Consider the following 24976-nt stretch of genomic DNA (forward strand, 5'->3'; position numbering starts at 1 on the left):
GGATCGCCTTCTTCTCTCGTCGGCCGTCTGTCAGCGCAGGCCGGGGATGAACTGGATGACGAGGTCGAGCAGTTTGATGCCCACGAAGGGCAGTACCAGCCCGCCGAGCCCGTACATCCAGATGTTGCGGCTGAGCAGTTTCGCGGCGGAGGACGGCCGGTAACGCACACCACGAAGCGCGAGCGGGATCAGTGCGATGATGATCAGCGCGTTGAAGACGATCGCGGAGGTGATCGCCGAGGTGGGGCTGTGCAGGCGCATGATGTTCAGCTTGTCCAGGCCCGGGTAGACCACCGCGAACATCGCCGGGATGATCGCGAAGTACTTGGCCACATCGTTGGCGATCGAGAAGGTCGTCAGCGCGCCGCGGGTCATCAGCAGCTGCTTGCCGATCTCCACGATCTCGATGAGCTTGGTCGGGTTGGAGTCCAGGTCCACCATGTTCCCGGCCTCCTTGGCGGCCGAGGTACCGGTGTTCATCGCCACACCGACGTCCGCCTGAGCCAGCGCGGGCGCGTCGTTCGTACCGTCACCGGTCATCGCGACGAGCTTGCCGCCCGCCTGCTCACGCCGGATCAGTGCCATCTTGTCCTCGGGCGTGGCCTCGGCGAGGAAGTCGTCCACCCCTGCCTCCTGGGCGATGGCGCGCGCGGTCAGCGGGTTGTCGCCGGTGATCATGACGGTCTTGATGCCCATGCGGCGCAGCTCGTCGAAGCGTTCGCGCATTCCTTCCTTGACGACGTCCTTGAGGTGGATGACGCCGAGAACGCGGGCGCCGGGCGCATCGCCATGAGGGATCACCTCGCCGACGACCAAGGGGGTTCCGCCGCTCGCAGAGATTCCGTCGACGATGCCGCCGACCTCTGCCGTGGGGTGGCCGCCGTTTTCACGGACCCAGCGCATCACTGCCGTCGCCGCGCCCTTGCGCAGGAACCGGTTCTCCTGTGGATCGTTGAGGTCGACACCGCTCATCCGGCTCTGCGCGGTGAAGGGTACGAACTGTGCCTGGGCCAGCTCTCCCTCGCTACGGCCACGCAACGCGTACTGCTGCTTGGCGAGGACGACGATGGAACGGCCCTCGGGCGTCTCGTCGGCGATCGACGACAGCTGGGAGGCGTCCGCGAGTTCCTCGACGCTCACCCCGTCCACCGGCAGGAATTCGGCGGCCTGGCGGTTGCCGAGGGTGATGGTGCCGGTCTTGTCGAGCAGGAGCGTGTTGACGTCACCCGCGGCCTCCACCGCACGCCCGGACATCGCCAGCACGTTGCGCTGCACGAGCCGGTCCATGCCCGCGATGCCGATCGCCGACAGCAACGCGCCGATCGTCGTAGGGATCAAGGCCACTACGAGGGCGACAAGGATGACGATGGTCTGCTCTGCCCCTGCGAAGACGGCGAAGGGCTGCAGGGTCGTCACCGCGATCAGGAAGACGATCGTGAGCGATGCCAGCAGGATGTTGAGCGCGATCTCGTTCGGCGTCTTCTGCCGCGCGGCCCCCTCCACGAGTGCGATCATCCGGTCGATGAAGGTCTCCCCCGGCTTCGAGGTGATCCTCACGACGATCCGGTCCGAGAGCACCTTGGTGCCGCCCGTGACCGCCGACCGGTCGCCGCCCGACTCGCGGATCACCGGCGCCGACTCGCCCGTGATGGCCGATTCGTCGACGCTCGCGATGCCCTCGACCACATCGCCGTCGCCGGGGATGACCTGCCCGGCCTCGACCACGACGTGATCGCCCAGGCGGAGGTCGACACCCGGAACCTCCTCCTCTGTGGCGTCGGTCGCGCCAGACCGCCAGCCGGTGAGACGGCGGGCCATCGTCGTCGTCTTCGTGCGGCGCAGAGTCTCCGCCTGGGCCTTGCCGCGTCCCTCGGCCACGGCTTCGGCGAGATTGGCGAAGACCGCCGTCAGCCATAGCCACACCGTGATCACCCAGGCGAACACACTGGGCGTCCTGATGGCCGACAGTGTGGTCAGCACCGCCCCGACCTCCACCACGAACATGACGGGGTTGTGGACCATCGAGCGCGGATCCAGCTTGTGCAGGGCGTCGGGGAAGGACGTCAGGAGCTGCTTGGGATCGAGCAGTCCGCCCGAGACCCGGTGCTGCTGACGCCCGGCGCTCGGCGGGGTGGGAAGGGGAGTGGCGGTCGTGGACATCAGTGCAGACCCTCCGCGAGGGGTCCGAGCGCGAGCGCCGGGAAGTACGTCAGACCGACAACGATGAGGATCACTCCGGTCAACAGCCCGACGAACTGCGGCCGGTGAGTGGGCAGGGTGCCCGCGGTGACCGGAACAGGCTGCTGCCCGGCGAGCGAGCCGGCGAGTGCCAGGACGAACACCATCGGCAGGAACCGGCCGAGGAGCATGACCACACCAAGTGCGGTGTTGTACCAGACGGTATTGACGCTCAGCCCTGCGAACGCCGAGCCGTTGTTGTTCGCAGCCGACGCGAAGGCGTACAGGACCTCGGAGAAGCCGTGCGGCCCGGAATTGAGCATGGCCGCCCTCTCCCCCGGGAACGCCATCGCCAGTCCGGCACCGACCAGCACGAGCGCGGGCGTGGTCAGGATGTAGAGGGAGGCGAACTTCATCTCCCGGCCCCGAAGCTTCTTGCCCAGGTACTCGGGTGTACGGCCGACCATCAGTCCGGCGACGAACACCGCGACGATCGCCAGGATCAGGATCCCGTAGAGCCCGGAACCGGCGCCGCCGGGCGCGATCTCCCCCAGCATCATGTTGAAGATCGTCATTCCGCCGCCGCCCGGCGTGTACGAGTCATGGAAGGAGTTGACCGCTCCGCAAGAGGTGAGGGTGGTCGACACAGCGAACAGAGCCGAGGCCCAGATCCCGAACCGGGTCTCCTTGCCCTCCATCATTCCGCCGGCCGCATGACCGGCCGCGCTGCTTACGCTGTGCAGCTCGTTGGCGGTCACGATGGCGACCGATGCGACCCAGATCGATGCCATCACGGCGACGATCGCGTAGCCCTGGCGGTTGTCACCGACCATCGTCCCGAAGGTGCGCGGGAGTGAGAACGCGATGACCAGCATGAGATAGATCTGGATCAGGTTGGTGAAGGCGTTGGGGTTCTCGAAGGGGTGCGCGGAGTTCGCGTTGTAGAAGCCGCCGCCGTTGGTGCCCAGTTGCTTGATGGTCTCCTGGGAGGCGACGGGGCCCCCGGTCATGCTCTGGTGCCCGCCCACGATGGTGGTGATGTCGTGGCTTCCATGGAAATTCTGAACGGCCCCGGCGGCCACCAGAACGATCGCGAAGACGAACGCAAGGGGCAGCAGAACGCGCAGCACGATTCGTGTCAGGTCCACCCAGAAATTCCCGACGCGATCGGTCGTCTTCCTGCTGAAGCCCCGGATCAGCGCCGCGACGACGGCGATGCCCACGGCCGCGGAGACGAAGTTCTGGACCGCGAGGCCCGCCATCTGGACCAGGTGCCCCATCGTCGACTCGCCGGAGTACGACTGCCAGTTGGTATTGGTGACGAAGGATGCCGCGGTGTTGAACGACTGGTCCGTGGTGACGGACTTCATTCCCAGGGACAGCAGGAGATGGTTCTGCAGGCGCAGAAACGCGTACAGGAACAGTACCGAGACCGCGGAGAAGGCCAGGATGCTGCGCAGATACACCGACCACTTCTGGTCGGCGTCGCCGTTCACTCCACCTGCCCGGTAGATCAGGCGTTCAGCCTTCCAATGACGATCAGTGGTCAGGACGCGGGCGATGTAGCCGCCCAACGGGCGGAACGAGAGGCCCAGCGCGATCACCAGGGCGAGTACCTGGAGCCATCCCGCGAGGGTGTCATTCATCGGGCTGTCTCCTAGAACTTCTCGGGGAAGATCAGGCAGACGACCAGATAGACCACGAGGCACGCGGCAACGATGAGGCCGACGATGTTCTCCGCGCTCACAGGCGTCCGACCCCCTTGGCAGCCAGGCCGATGAGGGCAAACACCACGATCGTGAGGCCGATGTACGCGACATCCGACATGCGCGAGGCACCCCGCAGAGTCATCGGAGGCAGGCCTGTTCGGCCCACCCGGTTGGGATATGGCGTTGATGTGGAATGCGAGGTCGACGCGTTCCTGACGCTATATCAGTCGACCTCGAGCAGGCCCGGATGATCTGTGGGCCGATGGGATGACGCTGAGGTGCCGGGTTTCACTCGGCGCGGCCTGATGTCGCTCTGCCTCCGGGAGCAGAACTCGGAAGAGCGAGCATCGCCCGGGTTGGCTCGGCATCGGAGAAGGTGTCCGTGTCGCCGGAACGCCAGGCGATCCGCCCTCGGGCATGGGCGGTGTATCGCGGACTCGGCGAACTTCCGCCTCTGGGGTGCGGCGCACCAGGACACGTGGCGTCCCGCGCGACTGATCCTCCGTGACGCCCGTGGGCAGCGGGCACGCTGCGGCGTAGCTGTATTGCCCCAAGGGCGTTGGAAGCTCGTTGCCGAAGGGCGAGTGGCCGGCGGCTGTCTCGCCCAGGTCCGCGACGCCGACTGTGAAAGCCGTCCCTGTGGGTTCTGCCCGAAGGCCGTGAGGCCACGCTGACCAGGAACGCCGTGGTCCGTCAGCGTCGCGTTACGGGGAGCGGGCCTGGCATCAAGCATCCGTCAGTGCGGCGGCTCATCGCCGGTGGGCGGGCATAGCTTCGATGAAGCGCCCGGCCGGACCGACCGGGCGCCGCCAGTCGCCTTCTGCGAGGAGCAGGACCATGTCTCCAGTCGAGTTTCCCGAGGACCCCGAGCCTTCTGAACGGTTCCCGGCCGGACTTCTCTACGTCCCTGTCCGGTCGGGGCCCGCTGGATGTACGACCCGGTTCTTCCGCACCCCCCTGGGCGGCCGCACCGCCGTCGGATTCACCTCCGCGGCGAAACTCACCGCCACTCTGGGCACGGACCAGCCCTCCATCAGGCTCTCCGAACCCGCACTGCGCGCTCTCGCGGCCCCCCTGGGCGTGACCGCCCTCACCGTCGACCCGCAGTTCTCCGCCCCCGCGACCGACCGCACTGCGGCCGAGGTCCGTGAGCGCGAGAACTCCTGGAGCCGCTGGCATCCCCAGCAGGTCGGTGCCCTGCGAGTGACCGGCGCCGCTGCTGTCGTCGCATGTCTGAACCTACTGGTCGGCTGAGGAGGCTCCCGCCATGACCGTTTCCCTTCCCTCGCCCCTTCCGGCCTCGCTGCCCTCGGATCCCCAAGCCCTGTCCCGGATCCTCGGCAACACCGACGGCCTGTCCGTCTGGCCCCGTTCCACCCGCCCCGAAGCGGACAGCGACATCTCCGTCAACGGGGTCTCCCTCACCGAGGCAGCCGACCGCTTCGGCACCCCCCTCTACGTACTGGACGAACAAGAGGTCCGCGAACGCTGCCGCACCTACCGCACCGCGTTCCCCGAAGCCGACATCGTCTACGCCGCCAAAGCATTCCTGTGCCGTGCACTCGCGCACTGGATACAAGAAGAAGGCCTGGGCCTGGACGTCTGCTCCGCAGGCGAACTCGAGCTCGCCGTCACCACCGGCTTCCCACCCGAGAACATCGTGATGCACGGCAACGCCAAAAGCCCCGAAGACCTGCGCACCGCCATCCGGCTCGGCGTCGGACGCATCGTCGTGGACAGCCCCTCCGAAATCGCACGCCTCGCCGCGATCACCCCCGCCGACACCCGCCAAAAGGTCATGGTCCGCGTCGTCCCCGGCATCGCCGCCGGCGGACACGCCAAGATCCGCACCGGCACCGACAACCAGAAATTCGGCCTCTCGATCACCGACGGCTCCGCACAGCACGCCGTCACCCGGATACTCGACCAGCCACACCTCGAACTCGTCGGCCTGCACTGCCACATCGGCTCACAGATCGCCACAGTCAAACCCTACGTCGTCGCCGTACGACGCATGATCGGCCTGATGGCCCGGATCAAAAACCAGCACGGCATCACCCTCCCCCAGCTGAACATCGGCGGCGGCCACGCCATCGCCTACCGGCCCGGCGAGGAAACCATGAACGTGCCCGAGCTGGCCGGACGCGTCCGCGCCGAGCTCGAAGAAGGCTGCACCCGCGCCGGACTCCCCGTCCCCCGACTCACCCTGGAACCCGGCCGCGCCATCGTCGGACCAGCCGCAGTCGCCATCTACCACGTACTCGCCGTCAAACGAACCGGCGACCGCACCTTCGTCGCCATCGACGGCGGCATGAGCGACAACCCCCGCCCCGCACTCTACGGCGTCCAATACGCACCCCGCCTCATCGGCCGCCCCTCATCCGTACCACCCCGCCTCGTCACCGTCGTCGGCCGGCACTGCGAAGCCGGCGACATCCTCGCCGACGACGTAGCACTCCCCGGCGACATACGCCCCGGCGACCTCCTCGCCGTCCCCGCGGCCGGCGCCTACCACCTCTCCATGGCCTCCGGCTACAACATGATCGGCCGACCCCCCGTCATCGCAGTATCCGACGGCACCGCACGCGTACTCATACGCCGCGAATCACTCGACGACATGAACCGCAGAGACATCGGCCTGTAACAAACACCGGCCCCCACACCCGGCGTCCGCCGAAACCCCCTCTCGGCGGACGCCGCCCCCCACACACCACGATGGCCCGAAAGGCCATCAAGTACCCCTATTCGCATACCCCAATGTGTGAGGACGAGGTCTCGATGACCGTCGAAAACACCGTCGGCCTGGTCGTGGCCGTAGCACTGCTCGCCTATCTGATTCTCGCCCTGATCAAGCCGGAGAAGTTCTGATGTCCGCCCCCGCCACGGTCGAACCCGCCCCCGTCCACGACGTGCCACCTCCGCGCGAAGAACGGCCGCGCCGGGTCGGTGCCGGAATGCTCGATCCCAAACAGCTGTGGCTCGCGCTCCCCCAGGCGCTCCGCAAGCTGAATCCGGTGACCCTGTTCCGTAATCCGGTCATGTTCGTCACCGAGGTCGGTGCCGCGCTCACCACCGGCATAGCGGTCGTCCACCCCAGTCTCTTCGGCTGGCTGATCACCGGCTGGCTGTGGCTGACGGTGGTCTTCGCCAACCTCGCCGAGGCCGTGGCCGAGAGCCGTGGCAAGGCGCAGGCCGACGCTCTGCGCGAGACCCGGCAGCAGACCACCGCATGGCGGCTCGCGGGCTGGGAGCCCGGGGCGGCGGAGGACTCCTACCTCGAAGAGGCCGTGGCCGCCTCCGAGCTCAGGCGCGGCGACATCGTGTCCGTGCCGGCCGGGGATCTGATTCCCGGTGACGGCGACGTCATCGAGGGCGCCGCCAGCGTCGACGAGTCCGCCATAACCGGTGAGTCCGCGCCGGTCATCCGCGAGTCCGGCGGCGATCGCAGCGCCGTCACCGGAGGCACCCGGGTGCTCTCCGACCACCTGGTCGTACGGATCACCCAAGAGCCCGGAGAGAGCTTCCTGGACCGGATGATCGCCCTGGTCGAGGGCGCCAACCGGCAGAAGACCCCCAACGAGCTGGCGCTCAACCTGCTGCTGGTCATGCTGACCTTCGTCTTCTTGGTCGCGGTCGTGACGCTGCAGCCGATGGCGATCTTCTCCAAGGACGCGATGGCCGCCGCGCACGACACCGCGGCGCTGACCACGGACGGCGTCACCGCCATCGTGCTGGTCTCGCTCCTGGTCTGTCTGATTCCGACGACCATCGGTGCGCTGCTCTCGGCGATCGGCATCGCGGGCATGGACCGGCTGGTGCAGAGAAACGTACTGGCCATGTCCGGGCGGGCGGTTGAGGCCGCGGGCGACGTCAACACCCTGCTGCTCGACAAGACCGGCACGATCACCTTCGGCAACCGGCGGGCGAGCGCGTTCCTGCCGGTCGGGGCAGTCTCCATGGAGCGGCTGGCGAAGGCCTCGCTCCTTTCCAGCCTGGCCGACGAGACGCCCGAGGGTCGGTCGATCGTCGAGTACGTCCACACCGAGCACGTCTCGGTCGTCGAGGACACCCGTTCCGCGAACGGCGCCGAGTGGGTGCCGTTCACCGCCGCCACCCGCATGTCCGGGGTCGACCTCCCCAACGGTCAGCGGCTACGCAAGGGCGCCGCGGCGTCGATCGCGGCATGGGTGCGCGAGCAGGGTGGGAAGGTGCCCATCGCGCTGGACGCCACCGTGGATCGCGTCTCCGCGTCCGGCGGTACGCCGCTGGCCGTGGCGGAGTCGAGGAGTGACGGCACGGCCGAGGTACTCGGCGTCGTCCACCTCAAGGACGTCGTCAAACCGGGCCTGCGCGAACGCTTCGACGAGCTGCGCCGCATGGGCATCCGTACGGTGATGATCACCGGTGACAACCCGGTGACAGCTCGGGCGATCGCCGAGGAAGCGGGTGTCGACGACTTCCTGGCCGAGGCGACCCCCGAGGACAAGCTGGCGCTGATCAAGCGCGAGCAGGCCGGCGGCCATCTCATCGCCATGACGGGCGACGGTACGAACGACGCGCCGGCACTCGCGCAGGCGGACGTCGGCGTGGCGATGAACACCGGTACGTCGGCTGCCAAGGAGGCCGGCAACATGGTCGACCTCGACTCCGACCCCACGAAGATCATCGAGATCGTCGAGATCGGCAAGCAACTCCTCATCACCCGGGGTGCGTTGACGACGTTTTCGATCGCCAACGACATCGCCAAGTACTTCGCGATCCTGCCCGCGATGTTCGCGGCGGTGTACCCGGGGCTCGACCGGCTCAACATCATGGATCTGCACTCGCCGCTGTCCGCGATCCTCTCTGCCGTCATCTTCAACGCGGTGGTCATCGTGGCGCTGATCCCGCTCGCCCTGCGCGGCGTGCGCTACCGGCCCTCCTCCGCCTCCACCCTGCTCACCCGCAACCTGTGGATCTACGGACTCGGCGGCGTGATCGTCCCGTTCCTGGCCATCAAGTTCATCGACTTCGCCCTCGTCCAGTTCATCCCGGGGATCTGACCATGACACGCATCCCACACTGGCTCGCCCAGCACATCGCAGCGTTGCGGGTGGTCCTCGTGCTGACTCTCCTGACCGGCCTGGCCTATCCGCTGGCCATGGTGGCGGCAGCCCAGGTCCCAGGTCTCGGCGGCACGTCGGAAGTGACCGGCGCGGACGGCAGACCGGCCGGATCCTCGCTGATCGGCCAGACGTTCACCGACGCCAGGGGCAACCCCGTCAAGCAGTACTTCCAGTCCCGGCCCTCCAACGCCGGTACGGGATACGACGCCACGGCGTCCGGCGCCGGCAACCAGGGCCCCGAGTCCGTCGTCGACACCAAGGACAAGCCGAGCCTGCTCACCCTGGTGTGCGGGCGGAGCAAGGCGGTCGGCGACCTCGAAGGCGTCGACGGCTCACGCCCCTACTGCACGGACGACGGCGTGGGCGCGGTCCTCGGCGTCTTCTACGACGGCGGTACGAGCGGACGTGCCACCCAGGCCGTAAGCCTCAACCAGGCCTGCCCGGCCAAGCCGTTCCTCACCTCGTACAAGGGAGTTCGCGTCACATGCGCGAAGCCCGGCGCGGACTACAGCCACGCTGTGACCGTCCCCGTGCGCGGCAACGCCCCGGCGGACCCTGTCGTCCCCGCCGACGCGGTCACCGCGAGCGGAAGCGGCCTCGACCCGCACATCAGCCCTGCGTACGCGACGCTCCAGGCACCGCGGATCGCTCGTGAGCGCGGAGCGAGCGTGGCCGGCGTACGCAAGCTGATCGAGAAGTACACCACCGGCCGCGCGCTCGGCGTGCTCGGGGAGCGCGGCGTCAATGTCGTCGAGCTCAACATCGCCCTCGACCGTACGTATCCGAAGCAGGGAGCCTGATCATGGCGGCCTGGATCCAGGCATCGCTCGTCCTCGCCGTGGTCGTGGGGCTGCACGTCCCGCTCGGCGACTACATGGCCCGCGTCCTCGACGGCGGGAAGCACTGGCGGGGAGAGAGAACCCTCTACCGCGTCTGCGGAATCGACCCGGACAAGGAGCAGACCTGGCGGCACTACCTCACCGCCCTGATCGCCTTCTCCGTCATGAGCATCGCGGCGCTCTTCGCCCTCTTCACCCTTCAGGGAAAGCTTCCCTGGTCGACGGGGCACGAGGGCATGCCGTGGCGGCTCGCGCTGCACACCGCCGTCTCCTTCACGACGAACACCAGCTGGCAGAACTACGCGGGCGAGTCGACCACCGGGCATCTCGCCGTCATGGCGGGCCTGGGTGTCCAGGCGTTCGCGTCGGCGGCGGTCGGCATCTGTGTGGCCCTCGCCCTGGTCCGGGGCCTGGTCCGGCGGTCCACGGACGACCTCGGCAACTTCTGGGTCGACCTGCTGCGCACGATCTTCCGCGTCCTGGTGCCGATCGCGGTCGTCGGCGGCCTGATCCTGATGGCCGGCGGTGTCGTCCAGAGCCTCGGCGCCGGACACACCTTCACCACGGTCACGGGTGGCAAGCAGACGATCCTCGAGGGACCTGTCGGCTCCTGGGAACCGATCAAGCTGTTCACCGGTGACGGCGGCGGTGTCTTCAACGCCAACAGCGCCCACCCCTTCGAGAACCCGAGCGCCTGGACCAACGCCTTCGAGATCGTGCTGATGCTGCTCATCCCGACGGCCTGCATCCGCATGTTCGGCCGGATGATCGGCAGCCTGAAGCAGAGCTGGACCCTGCTCACCGTCGTCGGCATCCTCTTCGGCCTGCTCCTCGCGGCCGGCACGCTGGCCCAGACCGCGCACACCGGCACGGTCACGCAGGCGGTCGGCGGACAGTACGAGGGCACGGAGACCCGGTTCGGCATCCCCGGCTCCACCCTGTTCGGCGTGAGCGCCACGGGCTCGGCGGACGGCGCGGCGAACTCCTCGTACGACAGTTTCTCCAGCCTGGGCGGCGGAGTGCTGTTGTCCGCGATGATGCTCGGCGAGATCGCGCCAGGCGGCACGGGCAGCGGGCTGTACGGCCTGATCGTGGTCGTGCTCGTGGCCGTCTTCATCGGCGGGCTGATGGTCGGCCGTACGCCCGAATACCTGCGCAAGCGGATCGGGTACGGGGAGATGCGCTGGGTCGTCGTGTACGCGCTGATCCCGCCCACGGTGATCCTCGCCTGCACGGGTATCGCGCTCGCCTTCGGCGATGGCGGGACCTCGATGGGCAACCCGGGAGCGCACGGCCTGACCGAGCTCATCTACGCCTACACCAGCAACACCAACAGCAACGGCAGCGCGATGGCGGGCTTCAACGGCGCGACCGACTTCCACAACCTGCTGATGGTGTTCGCGATGCTGGCCGGCCGCTACCTCCCGATGGCCTGCGTCCTGGCCCTGGCCGGACGCCTCGCCAAGCAGCAACCGGGCGTCGTCACAGTCGGCACGCTGCGCGCGCAGGGCGTCAACTTCGTCGTCCTGGCCACTGCGGCGGCCGTCATCCTGGCGCTGCTCAACTTCCTCCCGGCGCTGTCCCTCGGCCCCATCGCCGACGGACTGCTGTAGCGGCCCGAGTACCGGCTGAGCCTGCGATCGTCACAGACTCAGCCGGTACGGCACGACACACACGGCGACGTCGGTACCGGCGTCGCCGACTCACAGTGCTCGGACTTCTGCTGCTGGTCGAGCCCACCGCGCCCTTCACACGAACTGCGGACCGGTCGCGTGGTCGCAGCACCGGTGGCGGCGAAAGCGGCAGACCTCATCCCCGCCTGTCCGTCGGATGCGGCTGCACCCCAGTCATGAGGATGTCCAGGCCACGCCGTGTCGTCGCCAGCACGACGCGATCGCCCGCACGCAGCACCCGCCCGTGCGACGGGCGCCAGTCGAAGCCGGGTCGGCGTAACCGGATGCCGGTGAGGGTATCCGTCGAGGACGGCGTGGGCTGGGCCAAGGCCGAACCGACGGCCAGGACCCGCCACTCGTGTTCCCGGAACGCCTGGTGGATCGAGCGTCCTTCGAGCTCCGGATGCCCGGCCACGTCCACCACGGTGAACAGCAGCGAGCCGCGCTCGACCGGCATCACCCCCAGAACATGACGGCCCATCATCGCGGCGGCGAAGGACGGTGCGGCGAGCGCCGAGACACTGCGGCTGCGAGTGGGGGCCTGAGGGTAGGAGGCGCGCAGGGTGCGCTGGACAGTGGCCGCGAAGTCGTCGTCGTACAGCCGCATCACCACTCGCACACTCGGGGTGGTCTCGCGTGCGGCCATCACGATGTCGAGGTTCTCGCTGTCGTCGCGGGTGAGCACCAGCAGCGACTTGCTGTGCCGGATGCGCGCCCGGTCGAGGACACCTGGCGCTCCGGCGTCCTCCAGAACCAGCGGTACGTCGAGTTCGCGGGCGAGGGCGACGCCGCGCGCGTGCGGGTCCCGTTCGACGGCCACGACCTTGTGGTCGGTGGTGCACAGCTGAGCGAGCACACGGGTGCCGATCTTTCCGAGACCGACCACGACGATGTGGTCGGTGAGGTCGTCGGCGGGCGGGAGACCGACGGAGGCGGTCCGGAACGCCTCGGTGGCGTTCATGGTCGCGGCCACGACGAGCGGGAGCACGGCGAGTCCGACGAAGCCCGCGAACAGTTGCAGCACCCGGCGGGCCGCCGTCTCGTCGGTGGCCGGATCACCCATGGTGAAGATGTCCAGCAAGGGCAGGTAGACGTTCTTCCACCAAGGGTGCTCATGCGCGAACAACGCCGTGGCGACCGTGAGCGCAACGACGATCGCGGCCAGCGCGCCGAAGACGGCGATGACCTCGCGGGAGAGGAAGACCCTCCACGGCAGATGCGCGAGCCGCGCCCTCAGCCAGCCGCCGACGCGGGCACGCCGCTCCCGGGCGGCCGGCTCGGGCGCGTGGTGGTGGGTGACCTCTTCGAGCATCAGCCGGCCGTGTGTGAACTGCCGGTGGTAGGCCGTGCGGGTGTCCGGCAGCAGCTGGGTGCCGTCGTCGCCCGGTGTCTCGGGGCTGTCGTCGCTCGCCGGGTCGTCCCGGTGCGCGCCGGAGAGCACGGCCAGTGTGGCCAGATCGGTCGACCGGGGCGGCGCGCCCGCGGCTCGTACGACACCGCGGAACACCTTGCCCTCGACCTGCAGGGTGTGGCCGTAGCCCACCGCGGCTGCGGCCACCAGCTCCGGCACGGCGGTGTCGGCGTCGGACAGCACCGTGGTCGACATGTCCGGCCGGGGATCGTCGTCGCTTCCGGCCCTGGCCTCGGCGGCCGCGCGGTCCAGGAGGCGTTCCAGATGGCGTCCGCGCTCGCGGTTGAACATGCGGATGACCAGGCGTATGGAGGGGTTGAGGCCTCGGGCCAGCAACGCCGCGGTCACGTTGACCTGGTCGTCGGCGTAGGTCAGCGCGAGGGCCGCGGCACGCTGTACGCCCGCGGCCCGCAGGGTCTGTTCGTCCAGGTGTGCCGCCACCAGCAGCTCGATGGGCGAGTGCGGGTCGCGGTGCAGCGCGGCGATCTCGGCGCCGTGCGCGTCCCTTCGTGACGGCAGTACGACGGTGACGGCCTCGCCGCACACGGCGTCCAGTTCGGTGGCGAGCCGACGCGCGAGCCCGTCGTCGCCGCAGATCACCATGTGCTCGGAGCGGGCACCGAGTCCCGTTTGAAGATGAAGAGTTGACGTCACATCAGTCAGGAACGACAGAGCAGACGTGCCCGGTTCCGAGCGACCGAGCGGTTCGGCGTCAACATTCCGTATGCGCCCGTCGGCGGTGTGGACGTGTCTGGCGTACAGCGGGCCGGGGCCGCCCGTGCCGACCGGGTTTCAGCCGTCCTTCAGCGAGCCCACCGCCCTCCTACGCTCTGCGTACCACCGCGGTGCTCGGCCCGCTCGGCGAACGGCAGGGACAGCACCATGGTCAGGCCCCCGCCGGGAGTGTCCTCCGGGGTGAGGGTGCCGTCCATCGCCTCGGTCAGACCCCGGGAGAGGGCCAGGCCCAGACCGAGTCCGGTGGTGTTGTCGGTGTCGCCGAGGCGCTGGAAGGGTTCGAAGAGGCGGTCGCGGTCGGTGGACGGGAGACCGGGACCCCGGTCGACGACGCGCAGTTCGACGCGGCCTGCGTGGGTGCTGGCGGTCAGCAGCACCTTGTGCCCGGCCGGACTGTGACGGGCGGCGTTACCCGCGAGGTTGGCGATCACCCGCTCCAGCAAGGGCGGGTCGGCCAGCACGGCCGGAACCTCCTCCAGGTCCCCCACCTCGACCTCAGGGGTGTCCGCCAGCGCCGCCGGCAGGATCTCCTCGATCGTGGTGGCGCGCAGGTTCAGGGCGAGCGCCCCTGCCTGCAGTCGGCTGAGGTCGAGCAGGTTCTCCACCAGTCGGTTCAGCTTGGCCATCGACTCGTCGGCAGTGGCGAGGAGCTCGCCCCGGTCCTCGTCGGAGAACTCCACGTCACGGCTGCGCAGCGAGGAGACGGCTGCCCAGCCGGCAGCGAGTGGGGTGCGCAGGTCGTGACCGACCGCCCGCAGCAGCGCCGTACGCATCCTGTCGGCGGCCTTGACCGGTTCGACCTCGGCAGCGGCCTCGGCGAGCCGGGCCCGTTCGACGGCGGCGCCCACGTGCGCCGCGAAGGCGGCCAGGACGCGCCGTTCGGAGGACGGGAGGGGGCGGCCGCGCAGCACCAGGAAGGCGCCGGGTCCCGCGGGTACAGCCGTCACGTCGTCCCCTCCGGGCGGCTCGTCCACCAGCTCCGCCGAGTCCATGCCGAAGGTCTCGCGGGTGCGTTCCACCAGCGCCGGGATCGTCGCGCCGCCGCGCACGATGGTGCCCGCGAGGGACGACATGGTCTCCGCCTCGGCGGTGGCACGCGCCGAGCGCCGTGACAGACGCAGGGAACGATCGACGACAGCAGCCACTATGGCGGCCACCACCGCGAAGACCGCCAGCGCCAGCAAGGCATTCGGATCGTTCAGCGTGAATTGCCCGATCGGCGGGATGAACCAGTAGTTGAGCAGCAGGGACGCCGTCACGGATGCGATCACCGCCGACGCGACCCCACCTATGCAGGCCACCCCCACCACTGCGAGCAGGAAGAGCAGGGCCTCGCTGGTGAGGTTGAATCTGTCCCGGGCTGCGCCCAGATCCAACAGGAGGGTGAGCGCCACCGGCAGCAGCAGGCCGGCGACCGGGCCCGCGATCCGTCGTGCGGTCGACAGAGTACGTCTGCGCGAGGGCAGCAGCGTGCCGCGCCCGGCGCGTTCGTGCGTGACCGTGTGGATGTCGATGTCGCCGGAGAGTTCGACAACCGTCTCACCGGTGCCGCGTCCGGTGACGAAGCGTTCGAGGCGGCCCCGGCGGCTGGTGCCGAGAACGAGCTGGGTGGCGTTCTCGGCACGCGCGAACTCCACCAGGGCGGTGGCGACGTCATCGCCGACCACGGAGTGGTAGCTGCCGCCGAGGTCCTCGATCAGCCGCCGCTGCCGGACCAGGGAAGCGTGCGAGGTGCCCGCGGCGAGCCCGTCGCTGCGCGTGACGTGGACTGCGAGCAGGTCACCGCCGGCCGACCGGTCGGCGATGCGGGCGGCCCGCCGGATGAGGGTGCCGCCCTCGGGGCCGCCGGTCAGCGCGACCACGACCCGCTCCCGAATCTCCCAGACCCCACCGATGCCGTGCTCGGAGCGGTACGACTGAAGCGCCTCGTCGACGCGGTCGGCCACCCACAGCAGGGCGAGCTGACGCAACGCCGTCAGATTTCCGGGTCGGAAGTAGTTGGCGAGCGCCGCGTCGACCTTCGCGGGCGCATAGATGTTGCCGTGCGCCATCCGGCGGCGAAGCCCTTCGGGCGGCATGTCCACCAGCTCGATCTGATGGGCTCTGCGGACGACCTCATCGGGCACCGTCTCGTGCTGCGGCACCCTGGTGATCTTCTCGACGACGTCGTTGAGGGATTCGAGGTGCTGGATGTTGAGCGCGCTGATGACATCGATCCCTGCTGCGAGCAGCTCCTCGATGTCCTGCCAGCGCTTGGGGTTGCGGCCGCCGCCAGGGACGTTGCTGTGGGCGAACTCGTCGATAATCGCGACCTTCGGGCGGCGCGCGAGGACCGCAGCGAGGTCCATCTCCGTGAACTCGCCGCCGTGGTAAGAGCACGAGGCTCGCTCGACGACTTCCAGGCCGTCGAGCATCGCCTCCGTGCCGGGGCGCCCGTGGCACTCGACGAACCCCACGACGACATCGGCGCCGCGTGCCGCCCTGCGCCGCGCCTCATCGAGCATGCGGTAGGTCTTGCCCACCCCCGGGGCGGCCCCGAGGTAGACCTTCAGACGTCCGGGACGTACATCACCGCCACCGGTCCGTACCTCACCCGCGCCGGTCCATGCGCCACTCATGTTGGCCCGTACGTCACTCATTGCAGCCGACGTGCTCCGCTCACTGGCGTTCAACTCCCCGGAGGGAAGGGTTCCTTCCCTCCTACCGAAGCGCTTGTACGAGTCGCCCGGCGGGCCCCTTGACGCAACCTTGGCGCCGGTCACGTGGACGTTGACACCACTTTGACGAGCCCTGGACCGATAGGGTGAAGGTGGTGCGCCGGGAAGTCTGGTCGGCAGGGAGCCACAAGGTCTCCTTCTCATGACCAAGGGAACGGCATGCGCAGCGTAGGGACGGTCCTGGCTCTCGTGGTACTCGCCACTGTGGTGGCGACCTTCGCGCGCCGTTGGCGGATCCCCGCTCCCTCTCTCCTTGTGGTCGCCGGCCTTGCGGTCGCCCTGCTGCCCGGCACTCCCGACATCCAGATCAGTCCCGAGATCATCGGGCTCGTCGTGCTTCCGCCACTGCTGTACGCGAGCGCCGAGGAGCTGTCCTGGCGCGAACTGCGCGTGGTGTGGAAGCCGGTCGGGGTGCTGTCGATCGGCCTGGTGCTGGCCTCGGCGGCAGCGGTCGGCGCGGTGGCTTCCCTGGTCACGCCGCTGTCGTGGCAGATGGCGTTGGTGCTGGGCGCGGTGCTGGCCAGTACGGACCCGGTGGCGGTCACCGCGCTGGGCAGGCGACTGGCGCTGCCGCCCAAGGTGCAGGTACTGGTCCAGGCCGAGAGCCTGTTCAACGATGCGACGTCGCTCGTCCTGTTCCGGGTCGCGGTGAGCGTCGCCGTGGCATCGGCGGCGGTCGGCTGGGGTGCAGCGGCACAGGAGTTCGCGCTGCTGGCGGGCGGCGGCATGGTCATCGGCGCGGCCGTTGCGGGCGTGGTGGCCCTGATCCGCAGGCGTACGGAGGACCCGGTGCTGGAGACGGTGATTTCCCTCGTCACCCCGTACGCGGCCTACGTTCTGGCCGAGGCGGCACACGCGTCGGGTGTGACCTCCGTAGTGGTCGCCGGTGTCGTCCTGGGCGGCCGGGGCGATCGGCTCACCAACGCCCGCATACGGCTCCAGCTGCACGCCGTCTACGGCACCGTGATCTTCCTGCTGGAGAGTGTCGTCTTCAGCCTCATCGGCCTGGCCCTGCCGGCCCAGGTACGTGCACTCTCCGACGGTGACCGGGCGTGGCCGCTGTACGCGCTCGCCGTTGCCGCCACACTGATCGCCATGCGCATGCTGTGGCTGGCGCCGCTTTCGGCGGTGGTGCAGCGCAAGGGCGGCATCCAGCGCATGAACTGGCGAGTGCCTGTGGTGCTGACCTGGGCCGGCACCCGGGGTGTCGTGCCGCTGGCCGCCGCCCTGTCGATCCCGGTGACCACAAAGGCGGGCGCCACGCTCTCGGAACGCCCCCTCGTACTCGTCCTCACCACTTCGGTCGTGGTCGCCACCCTCGTCGTTCAGGGCTTCTCCCTCGCCTCGGTCGTCCGCCGCTCCGGCATCGCACTGGAACCCGACCACACGGAACGGGAGGAGGCCAAGGCCCGTTGCAGCCTGGCGACCGCGGGGCTGAGCCGCCTGGAGGAGATCTCGGACCTCGAAGCCGTCCCGGACGTCGTCCTCGACCGCCTCCGCCGCGGTCTGACGGCCCGACTCGACCACGCCCGCGACCGGCTCGCACAGGACAACGGCGACGGGACCCCAACAGAATCGGCCGACCTCACCTACCGCCAGCTGCGCCGCGACCTGATCACCGTGGAGGCGGCCGAGCTCCAGCGCCTGTACGACGAGCACCGCATAGGCGACACGACCCGCCGCCGGCTGCAACGCTCACTTGACCTGGAGGAGGCGCGCCTCGCGGACACCTAGCAACTCCTGACGCGATGGCTTCGGACGCCGCAGCCCCGGGGCGCCGGTGAGTTGATATCGCCTCCCTGCCGCCGCCGGCGACAGTGAGCAGCGGGGACGAACGGGGACGTTCCTCTCAGCATGCGCGCCCCCCCCTGAGGCTGTGGATCACTGGTTGCATACGCTGACCCAGCCGTCCGCGTGATGGCCGTATCCGCACGCCGCGCAGCACGTCAGGAGAGCACGCAGATGGCCACCACCGAACACGCCCATACGAGTCGATTGCGGGCGTGGATGCTGGAGGGCCTGTCCGACATGGCCAGGCACCAGCAGGGGAAGCAAGCCGAGCCGGAGCCCGCACACAAGGGGCAGCGGTGGTGGCGGGTGATGTGCCTGACCGGCGTCGACTACTTCTCCACGCTGGGCTATCAGCCGGGCATCGCCGCCCTTGCGGCCGGGCTCCTGTCCCCGGTGGCCACCATCGTGCTCGTGATCGTCACTCTGGCGGGCGCGCTGCCGGTCTACCGGCGGGTGGCCGAGGAGAGCCCGCGGGGCGAGGGATCGATCGCGATGCTGGAACGGCTGCTGTCGTTCTGGAAAGGCAAGCTGTTCGTCCTGACGCTGCTCGGCTTCGCCGCCACCGACTTCCTGATCACCATCACGCTGTCGGCGGCGGACGCCTCCACCCACCTGGTCGAGAACCCGCACCTGACCGATGTACTGCACGACAAGCAGATGCTGATCACGCTGCTGCTGGTCGCGCTGCTCGGGGCGGTGTTCCTCAAGGGCTTCCTGGAGGCCATCGGCGTCGCCGTCGTTCTGGTCGGGATCTACCTGGCCCTGAACGTCGTCGTCGTGGTGGTGGGCCTGTGGCACGTCGCCACCGCCGCGCACGTGGTCACCGACTGGACCAGCGCCCTGACCACCGAGCACGGCAACGTCATCGCCATGGTCGGCGTCGCGCTGCTGGTCTTCCCGAAGCTGGCCCTTGGCCTGTCCGGCTTCGAGACCGGCGTCGCGGTCATGCCGCACGTCGAAGGCGACCTCGACGACACCGAGGAGAAGCCCACCGGCCGTATCCGGGACACGAAGAAACTGCTGACCACCGCCGCGGTGATCATGAGCGTGTTCCTGATCGCCACCAGCTTCATCACCACCGTGCTCATCCCGGAGGAGGAGTTCAAGTCGGGCGGCCAGGCCAACGGCCGCGCACTCGCGTACCTGGCGCACGAGTACCTCGGAAACTTCTTCGGCACGGTCTACGACGTCTCCACCATCGCCATCCTGTGGTTCGCCGGCGCCTCCGCCATGGCCGGCCTGCTCAACCTGATGCCCCGCTACCTGCCCCGGTACGGCATGGCCCCGCACTGGGCGCGCGCCGTACGCCCGATGGTGATCGTCTTCACCCTGGTGGCATTTCTGGTCACATGGATCTTCGACGCCGACGTCGACGCCCAGGGTGGTGCCTACGCCACCGGCGTCCTCGTGCTGATCAGCTCCGCCGCCATCGCCGTCACCATCGCCGCGCGCAAGGCCGGCCAGCGCAACTGGACCATCGCGTTCGCCGTCATCTCGGCGATCTTCCTCTACACCACCGTGGTCAACGTCATCGAGCGCCCCGACGGTGTGAAGATCGGTGCCTGCTTCATCGCCGGGATCATCCTCGTCTCACTGCTTTCACGACTCGCCCGCGCCTTCGAGCTGCGGGTCACCAGCGTGACCATGGACGACATGGCGGAACGTTTCGTGCGGGACGTCGCCAGCCGCAGAATCCGGTTCATCGCCAATGAGCCCGACAACCGCGACAGAGCCGAGTACCGCAACAAGATCGAGCAGATCCGTCACGACAACGACGTCCCGACCCCGGAGGACTTCGTCTTCGTCGAGGTCACCGTCCTCGACCCCTCGGAGTTCGAGGCGGGCCTGAACGTACGTGGCGAGGTCCTGCACGGCCGCTACCGCGTCCTGACCTTGGAGAGCTCCTCCATCCCCAACGCCCTCGCCGCCCTGCTCCTGCACGTCCGCGACACCACCGGGTGCACCCCGCACATCTACTTCGAATGGACCGAGGGCAACCCCTTCACCAACTTCCTCCGCTTCTTCCTCTTCGGCCAGGGCGAGGTCGCCCCCGTCACCCGTGAGGTCCTCCGCGAGGCCGAACCCGACCGGGCCCGCCGCCCTCGTGTCCACGTCGGCTGAGCCGGGCGAGCTGAACGGCAGAGTCGACCGGGCCTTCCGAGGTCGGGCGAACCTCGGCCATCAGATGACCGTTCGAGGATCGCCGACAGTCAGCTACTCGGCGGTGAGTTCCATGAGCTGCTCGGCGGCGGTGGTGTTGCCCTTGTCGGCGAGGCGTCGCAGTTCGCCCATGTCGTCAAGCTCGGTGGCGAGCTCGATCAACTGATCGGTCGCGGTGGCGTTGCCGCCGTCGGAAAGACGACGCAGCTCATCCATGTCGCCGTGCTCGGTGGCAAGTTCGATCAATTGGTCGGCAGCGGTGGCGTTGCCCTTGTCGGCGAGGCGTCGCAGTTCGCCCATGTCGTCAAGCTCGGTGGCGAGCTCGATCAGCTCGTCGACCGCACTCTCGTCACCGTTCTCGGCCCGTTCCCGCAGGACGGACAGGTCGGAGTCAGTCATGATGGGCAACCTCCCAATGGTCTTGGCCCGGGCCTGCCACCCGGGCCTGGCGTATCCCCGCAGGGCGTCTCTCTGCTGTCCGCCCGGCGTGGGCAGCTTTCCCGATGCTCGAAGCTCATCGCAATGTGCAACCGTCACCATGAACGGCGTCCCGCAGCGCCCCCTTCAGGATGTGGCCGCAGCCGGGAGGTCCGGGTGGGCCGCGGGATGGCCGACCGCGGCAGGCAGCGTCAAGACCATGGTCATGCCGCCGCCGGGGGTGTCCTCGGCGGTCAACGTGCCGCCGATCGCCTCTGCGAACCCGCGGGCGACCGCGAGACCGAGGCCGACGCCCGCCCCGCGCGGGGCGTCTCCGTAGCGCTGGAACGGTGCGAAGATCCGGCCCTTCGCCTCGTCCGGGACTCCTGGACCGCGGTCCGTCACCCGGACTTCCACACGGTCGGCGATCGCACTGGCCGAAACCACCACGGGCTCACCTTCGGGGGCGTACTTGACCGCGTTCTCGACGATGTTGGCGACGGTGCGTTCCAGCAGGCCCGGGTCGACCGCGACCATCGGAAGGTTTTCCGGGATGTCGAGGACGACGCTGGCCTCCGGTACGCCGCCGAGCGCCATCGGGACGACCTCGTCGAGGTCGATCTCGCGGATGAGCGGGGTGACCGTTCCGGTCTGGAGGCGGGACATGTCGAGGAGGTTGCCGACAAGGTGGTCGAGCCGGTCCGCGCCCGCCTCGATGCCTTCGAGGAGCTCCGCGTGGTCCGCCTCGGACCACTCCACGTCGTCGGACCTGAGGGAGGACACGGCGGCCTTGATGCCGGCCAGTGGCGTACGCAGGTCATGACTGACCGCGGCAAGCAGGGCAGTGCGGATGCGGTTGCCCTCGGCCAGTTCACGAGCGTGCTCCGCCTCCCCGACCAGGCGCTGGCGGTCGAGTACCACGGCTGCCTGGGCGGCGAAGGCAGCCAGCACACGGCGGTCCTCCGCGGGCAGGACACGGCCGGAGAGGGCCAGTGCCATGCGATCGCCGACCGGCATGTCCACGTCCGCGTCCTCGGGGCGTACGAGCGGACGGGCCGCCCCTGCGCTGCCGGTGCAGGTCCAAGGATCGACGTCGCTTTCGCGTTCCAGCAGCGCCACGGACTCCATATTGAAGATCTTGCGCACCTGTTCCAGGAGCGATTCCAGGCTCGTCTCGCCACGCAGCACGTTGCCCGCAAGGAAGGAGAGGATCTCGGACTCGGCGCGCAGCCGGGCGGCCTGATGGGTGCGGCGGGCGGCCAGGTCCACGACAGAGGCGACCGAGACGGCCACGCCGACGAAGATCACGATGGCGACGATGTTCTTGGGGTCCGAGATGGTGAACTCGTGCAGCGGCGGGGTGAAGTAGTAGTTGAGCAGCAGTGAGCCGATGGCGACAGAGCCCAGTGCCGGGAGAAGGCCGCCGACCAGCGCCGCAGCCACCGTCAACGTCAGGAACAACAGCATGTCGTTGGCGAGGCCGACCTCTGGTGCGAGGCCGTTGAGCAGGAGAGTGAGCAGGACGGGGCCAAGGACACCGACGAGCCAGCCCCAGATGATCCGGGCTCGGCCCAGGCGGGCGCCACGGGCCACGGGCAGGCCCCTGCCCTTGGCTGCTTCTCCATGGGTGACGATGTGGACGTCGAGGTCGGGTCCCGACTCACGGGCGACGGTGGCGCTCACGCCGGGGCCGAAGGCGTACTGCCACGTCCTGCGGCGGCTGACGCCGAGCACGATCTGGGTTGCGTTCACACCACGCGCGAAGTCGAGCAGGGCGGACGGGACGTTATCGCCTATGACGTGGTGGAACGTGCCGCCGAGGTCCTCGACCAGGGTCCGCTGGGCCGCGAGCTCCTTGGGCGAGGCGGCACTCAGGCCGTCGCTGCGGGCGATGTAGACCGCGAGCACCTCACCGCCGGCGCCCTTCTCGGCGAGCCGGGCGGCACGGCGGATGAGCGTACGGCCCTCAGGTCCGCCGGTGAGGCCGACCACGATGCGTTCCCGGGAGCCCCAGATCTTGGAGACCCGGTGTTCGGTGCGGTACTCCTGCAAGTATTCGTCGACCCGGTCCGCCGTCCACAGCAGCGCCAACTCTCGCAGCGCCGTGAGGTTGCCGGGCCGGAAGTAATTGGACAGCGCGGCGTCGACCTTGTCCGGCTTGTAGACGTTGCCGTGAGCCATCCGGCGCCGCAGTGCCTGGGGTGACATGTCGACCAGCTCGATCTGGTCGGCGCGGCGGACGACCTCGTCGGGGACGGTCTCGCGCTGTCGTACGCCCGTGATCGACTCCACCACGTCACCGAGGGACTCCAGGTGCTGGATGTTGACCGTGGAGACGACGTCGATGCCCGCCTGGAGCAGTTCTTCGACGTCCTGCCAGCGCTTGGCGTTGCGGGAACCGGGCACATTGGTGTGGGCGAGCTCGTCGACGAGGGCGACGGCCGGGCGGCGCTCCAGCACCGCATCGACGTCCATCTCGGTGAAGACTGTGTCGCGGTACTCGATCTCGCGGCGCTGAATCTGCTCGAGGCCGTGCAGCATCACCTCGGTGCGGGTCCGGTTGTGGTGTTCCACGAACGCAACCACACAGTCCGTGCCGCGTTCGATCCGGCGATGCGCCTCGGAGAGCATCGCGTATGTCTTGCCGACACCGGGTGCCGCGCCGAGGTAGATCCGGAGCTTGCCGCGTCCCATGGTTCCGATCTTTGCAGTTGAGGGGCTTGTTTACAGGTCCGCCGCGGTCGGCCGGACCGCGGCGCGCCTCACATCTCGAAGCGGTAGCCCATACCTGGGGCAGTGATGAGATGCCGGGGATGCGAGGGGTCTGCCTCGAGCTTGCGGCGCAGCTGGGCCATATAGACACGGAGATAGTTGGCCTGCGTGCCGTAGGTGGGGCCCCACACTTCCTGCAGCAGTTGCTTCTGGCCGACGAGTCGCCCGCGATGGTGGATCAGCACTTCCAGCAGATGCCATTCGGTCGGGGTGAGGCGGACATCCCGCCCCTCCCGCTTGACCCTCTTCGTCAGCAGGTCGACGGTGAATGTCTCGGTCGCGACGATCACCGAATCATCGGTGGCCCGCACAGCCGCAGCTCGACGGGATGCGGCCCGAAGCCGGGCCAGCAGTTCGTCCATGCTGAAGGGCTTGGTGATGTAGTCGTCGGCGCCCGCGTCGAGTGCTACGACCTTCTCGTCGGAGGTCCGTCGGGCGGAGACCACGAGGATCGGCGCCCGGCTCCAGCCGCGAAGTCCCTTGATCACGTCGATACCGTCCATGTCGGGCAGACCGAGATCCAGCAGTATGACGTCCGGAGGGCACACGGCGGCCAGCCGAAGGGCCGTCTCGCCGTCGGAGGCTGCGTCCACCTCGTACTTGCGTGCCTTGAGATTGATCTCGAGAGCCCGTACGAGCTGTAGTTCGTCCTCCACCACCAGCACCCGAGTCATGGCTGTGCCGCCTTTCTGCTGTGCACGAGGAGCGTCGCGTCATGGGCTGAGGAAGGAGCCGCCGGCTCGAGGGAACTCCTCGGGCCGGCGGCTTCCGCCCACCGGCGTAAGACGATCACTTCTCGGTGAGTTCCCTGAGTGCGATGTTGAGCTTGAGCACGTTCACCCGGGGCTCGCCCACGAAGCCGAGGGTCCGGCCGTCGGTGTTGTCCGCGACGAGCTTCTCGACCTGCTTGACGTCGAGGTTGTTCTCCTCTGCGACGCGGTGAACCTGGAGCTCGGCGTACTCCGGGGAGATGTGCGGGTCCAGACCCGAGCCGGAGGAGGTGACGGCGTCGGCCGGCACGTCCGAGGGCTTCACCTTGTACGAGGCTGTGGAGTTGTCCTTGACCACGGCGGCCTTGGCGGCGGTGACCCAGTCGATCAGGTCCTTGTTGTCGCCGGACCGGTTGGTCGCACCGGAAAGGATCAGTGAGTACTGCGTGTTGACGCTGTTGCTGCCCAGCCCGTTGGAGGGACGCGGCTGGAACCACTTCAGGTCGGGACGGGCCGACTCCTCCGCGTCGTCGGGATCCTTCTTCGGCAGGTTGTACGTCTGGCCGATGAGTTCGGAGCCGACGACCTTGCCGTTCGCCGTGATCTCGGACCCGTTGGCCTTGTCGTTGAACAGGGCCTGGCCCACCCCGGTGACAGCGAGCGGATAGAGGACGCCCGTCACCACGGTCAGGACGAGCAGGGCGCGGAACGCCGCCCCGACCAGCCGTGCGGTGCTGTTGACAGAGTTGTTCATCGCGA

The 24976-nt window shown here is 68.7% G+C and carries 17 protein-coding genes; 8 read left to right on the forward strand and 9 right to left on the reverse strand.

Annotation, left to right across the window (positions count from 1 at the left end; genetic code table 11):
- Positions 1-30: 30 nt before the first annotated feature.
- Genes kdpB (OHB49_RS05190) through kdpF (OHB49_RS05200) form a run of 3 tightly spaced genes read right to left on the reverse strand, consistent with a single transcriptional unit; the run spans position 31 to position 3925 of the window.
- Entirely contained in the window at positions 31-2160 is a 2130-nt protein-coding gene (gene kdpB, locus OHB49_RS05190; protein ID WP_329158316.1) for a potassium-transporting ATPase subunit KdpB, read from the reverse strand.
- Positions 2160-3824 (reverse strand): potassium-transporting ATPase subunit KdpA, encoded by a 1665-nt coding sequence (gene kdpA, locus OHB49_RS05195; protein ID WP_329158318.1) that lies wholly within the window; start codon positions 3822-3824, stop codon positions 2160-2162. Before kdpA (OHB49_RS05195) ends, kdpB (OHB49_RS05190) begins: the two co-directional genes overlap by 1 nt.
- Positions 3825-3835: 11 nt before the next feature.
- Positions 3836-3925 carry a K(+)-transporting ATPase subunit F gene (kdpF, locus tag OHB49_RS05200; RefSeq protein WP_329158320.1) on the reverse strand — a complete coding sequence of 30 codons (90 nt, stop codon included), beginning with the start codon at positions 3923-3925 and terminating at the stop codon, positions 3836-3838.
- A 799-nt stretch (positions 3926-4724) separates the two neighbouring features.
- Here kdpF (OHB49_RS05200) and OHB49_RS05205 point away from each other — a divergent pair.
- From OHB49_RS05205 to kdpA (OHB49_RS05230), 6 genes are all read left to right on the forward strand, one after another.
- On the forward strand, positions 4725-5141 hold the full coding sequence (locus tag OHB49_RS05205; RefSeq protein ID WP_329158322.1) for an SAV_915 family protein: 417 nt from the start codon (positions 4725-4727) through the stop codon (positions 5139-5141).
- 13 nt (positions 5142-5154) lie between these two features.
- Positions 5155-6531 (forward strand): diaminopimelate decarboxylase, encoded by a 1377-nt coding sequence (gene lysA, locus OHB49_RS05210; RefSeq protein WP_329158324.1) that lies wholly within the window; start codon positions 5155-5157, stop codon positions 6529-6531.
- Between the two features lie 134 nt (positions 6532-6665).
- Positions 6666-6755, forward strand: a complete 90-nt coding sequence (gene kdpF, locus OHB49_RS05215) for a K(+)-transporting ATPase subunit F (RefSeq protein ID WP_107055474.1) — start codon at positions 6666-6668, stop codon at positions 6753-6755.
- Positions 6755-8929, forward strand: coding sequence for a potassium-transporting ATPase subunit KdpB (kdpB, locus tag OHB49_RS05220; protein ID WP_443079493.1), 2175 nt, complete (start codon positions 6755-6757; stop codon positions 8927-8929). Before kdpF (OHB49_RS05215) ends, kdpB (OHB49_RS05220) begins: the two co-directional genes overlap by 1 nt.
- Before the next feature lie 2 nt (positions 8930-8931).
- Complete coding sequence (locus OHB49_RS05225; protein ID WP_329158327.1) at positions 8932-9792, forward strand: potassium-transporting ATPase subunit C; 861 nt, start codon at positions 8932-8934, stop codon at positions 9790-9792.
- Between the two features lie 2 nt (positions 9793-9794).
- Entirely contained in the window at positions 9795-11444 is a 1650-nt protein-coding gene (gene kdpA, locus OHB49_RS05230) for a potassium-transporting ATPase subunit KdpA (protein WP_329158329.1), read from the forward strand.
- Between the two features lie 196 nt (positions 11445-11640).
- Here kdpA (OHB49_RS05230) and OHB49_RS05235 read toward each other — a convergent pair whose 3' ends face one another.
- Positions 11641-13569 carry an NAD-binding protein gene (locus tag OHB49_RS05235; protein ID WP_329158331.1) on the reverse strand — a complete coding sequence of 643 codons (1929 nt, stop codon included), beginning with the start codon at positions 13567-13569 and terminating at the stop codon, positions 11641-11643.
- A gap of 149 nt (positions 13570-13718) precedes the next feature.
- Entirely contained in the window at positions 13719-16268 is a 2550-nt protein-coding gene (locus tag OHB49_RS05240) for a sensor histidine kinase (protein ID WP_329166366.1), read from the reverse strand.
- 258 nt (positions 16269-16526) lie between these two features.
- On the opposite strand from OHB49_RS05240, the gene OHB49_RS05245 reads away from it, so the two are divergent.
- Complete coding sequence (locus OHB49_RS05245; RefSeq protein WP_329158333.1) at positions 16527-18101, forward strand: Na+/H+ antiporter; 1575 nt, start codon at positions 16527-16529, stop codon at positions 18099-18101.
- A 228-nt stretch (positions 18102-18329) separates the two neighbouring features.
- Positions 18330-20279, forward strand: coding sequence for an amino acid transporter (locus tag OHB49_RS05250; RefSeq protein ID WP_329158334.1), 1950 nt, complete (start codon positions 18330-18332; stop codon positions 20277-20279).
- A 93-nt stretch (positions 20280-20372) separates the two neighbouring features.
- Here the strand turns inward: OHB49_RS05250 and OHB49_RS05255 are convergent, their stop codons facing one another.
- The 4 genes from OHB49_RS05255 to OHB49_RS05270 form a co-directional block, all read right to left on the reverse strand.
- Positions 20373-20717, reverse strand: a complete 345-nt coding sequence (locus OHB49_RS05255) for a hypothetical protein (RefSeq protein ID WP_329158335.1) — start codon at positions 20715-20717, stop codon at positions 20373-20375.
- 165 nt (positions 20718-20882) lie between these two features.
- A complete protein-coding gene (locus tag OHB49_RS05260) occupies positions 20883-23429 on the reverse strand; it encodes a sensor histidine kinase KdpD (protein ID WP_329158336.1) in 2547 nt (848 codons plus the stop codon).
- Positions 23430-23497: 68 nt separating this feature from the next.
- Positions 23498-24181 (reverse strand): response regulator, encoded by a 684-nt coding sequence (locus tag OHB49_RS05265; RefSeq protein WP_329158338.1) that lies wholly within the window; start codon positions 24179-24181, stop codon positions 23498-23500.
- 115 nt (positions 24182-24296) lie between these two features.
- The gene (locus OHB49_RS05270) at positions 24297-24971 is read right to left on the reverse strand and encodes a potassium-transporting ATPase subunit C (protein ID WP_329158340.1); all 675 of its coding nucleotides are present in this window, start codon (positions 24969-24971) and stop codon (positions 24297-24299) included.
- Positions 24972-24976 lie beyond the last annotated feature (5 nt).

This window comes from Streptomyces sp. NBC_01717, from assembly GCF_036248255.1.
In the GTDB taxonomy this organism is placed as follows: Bacteria; Actinomycetota; Actinomycetes; order Streptomycetales; family Streptomycetaceae; genus Streptomyces.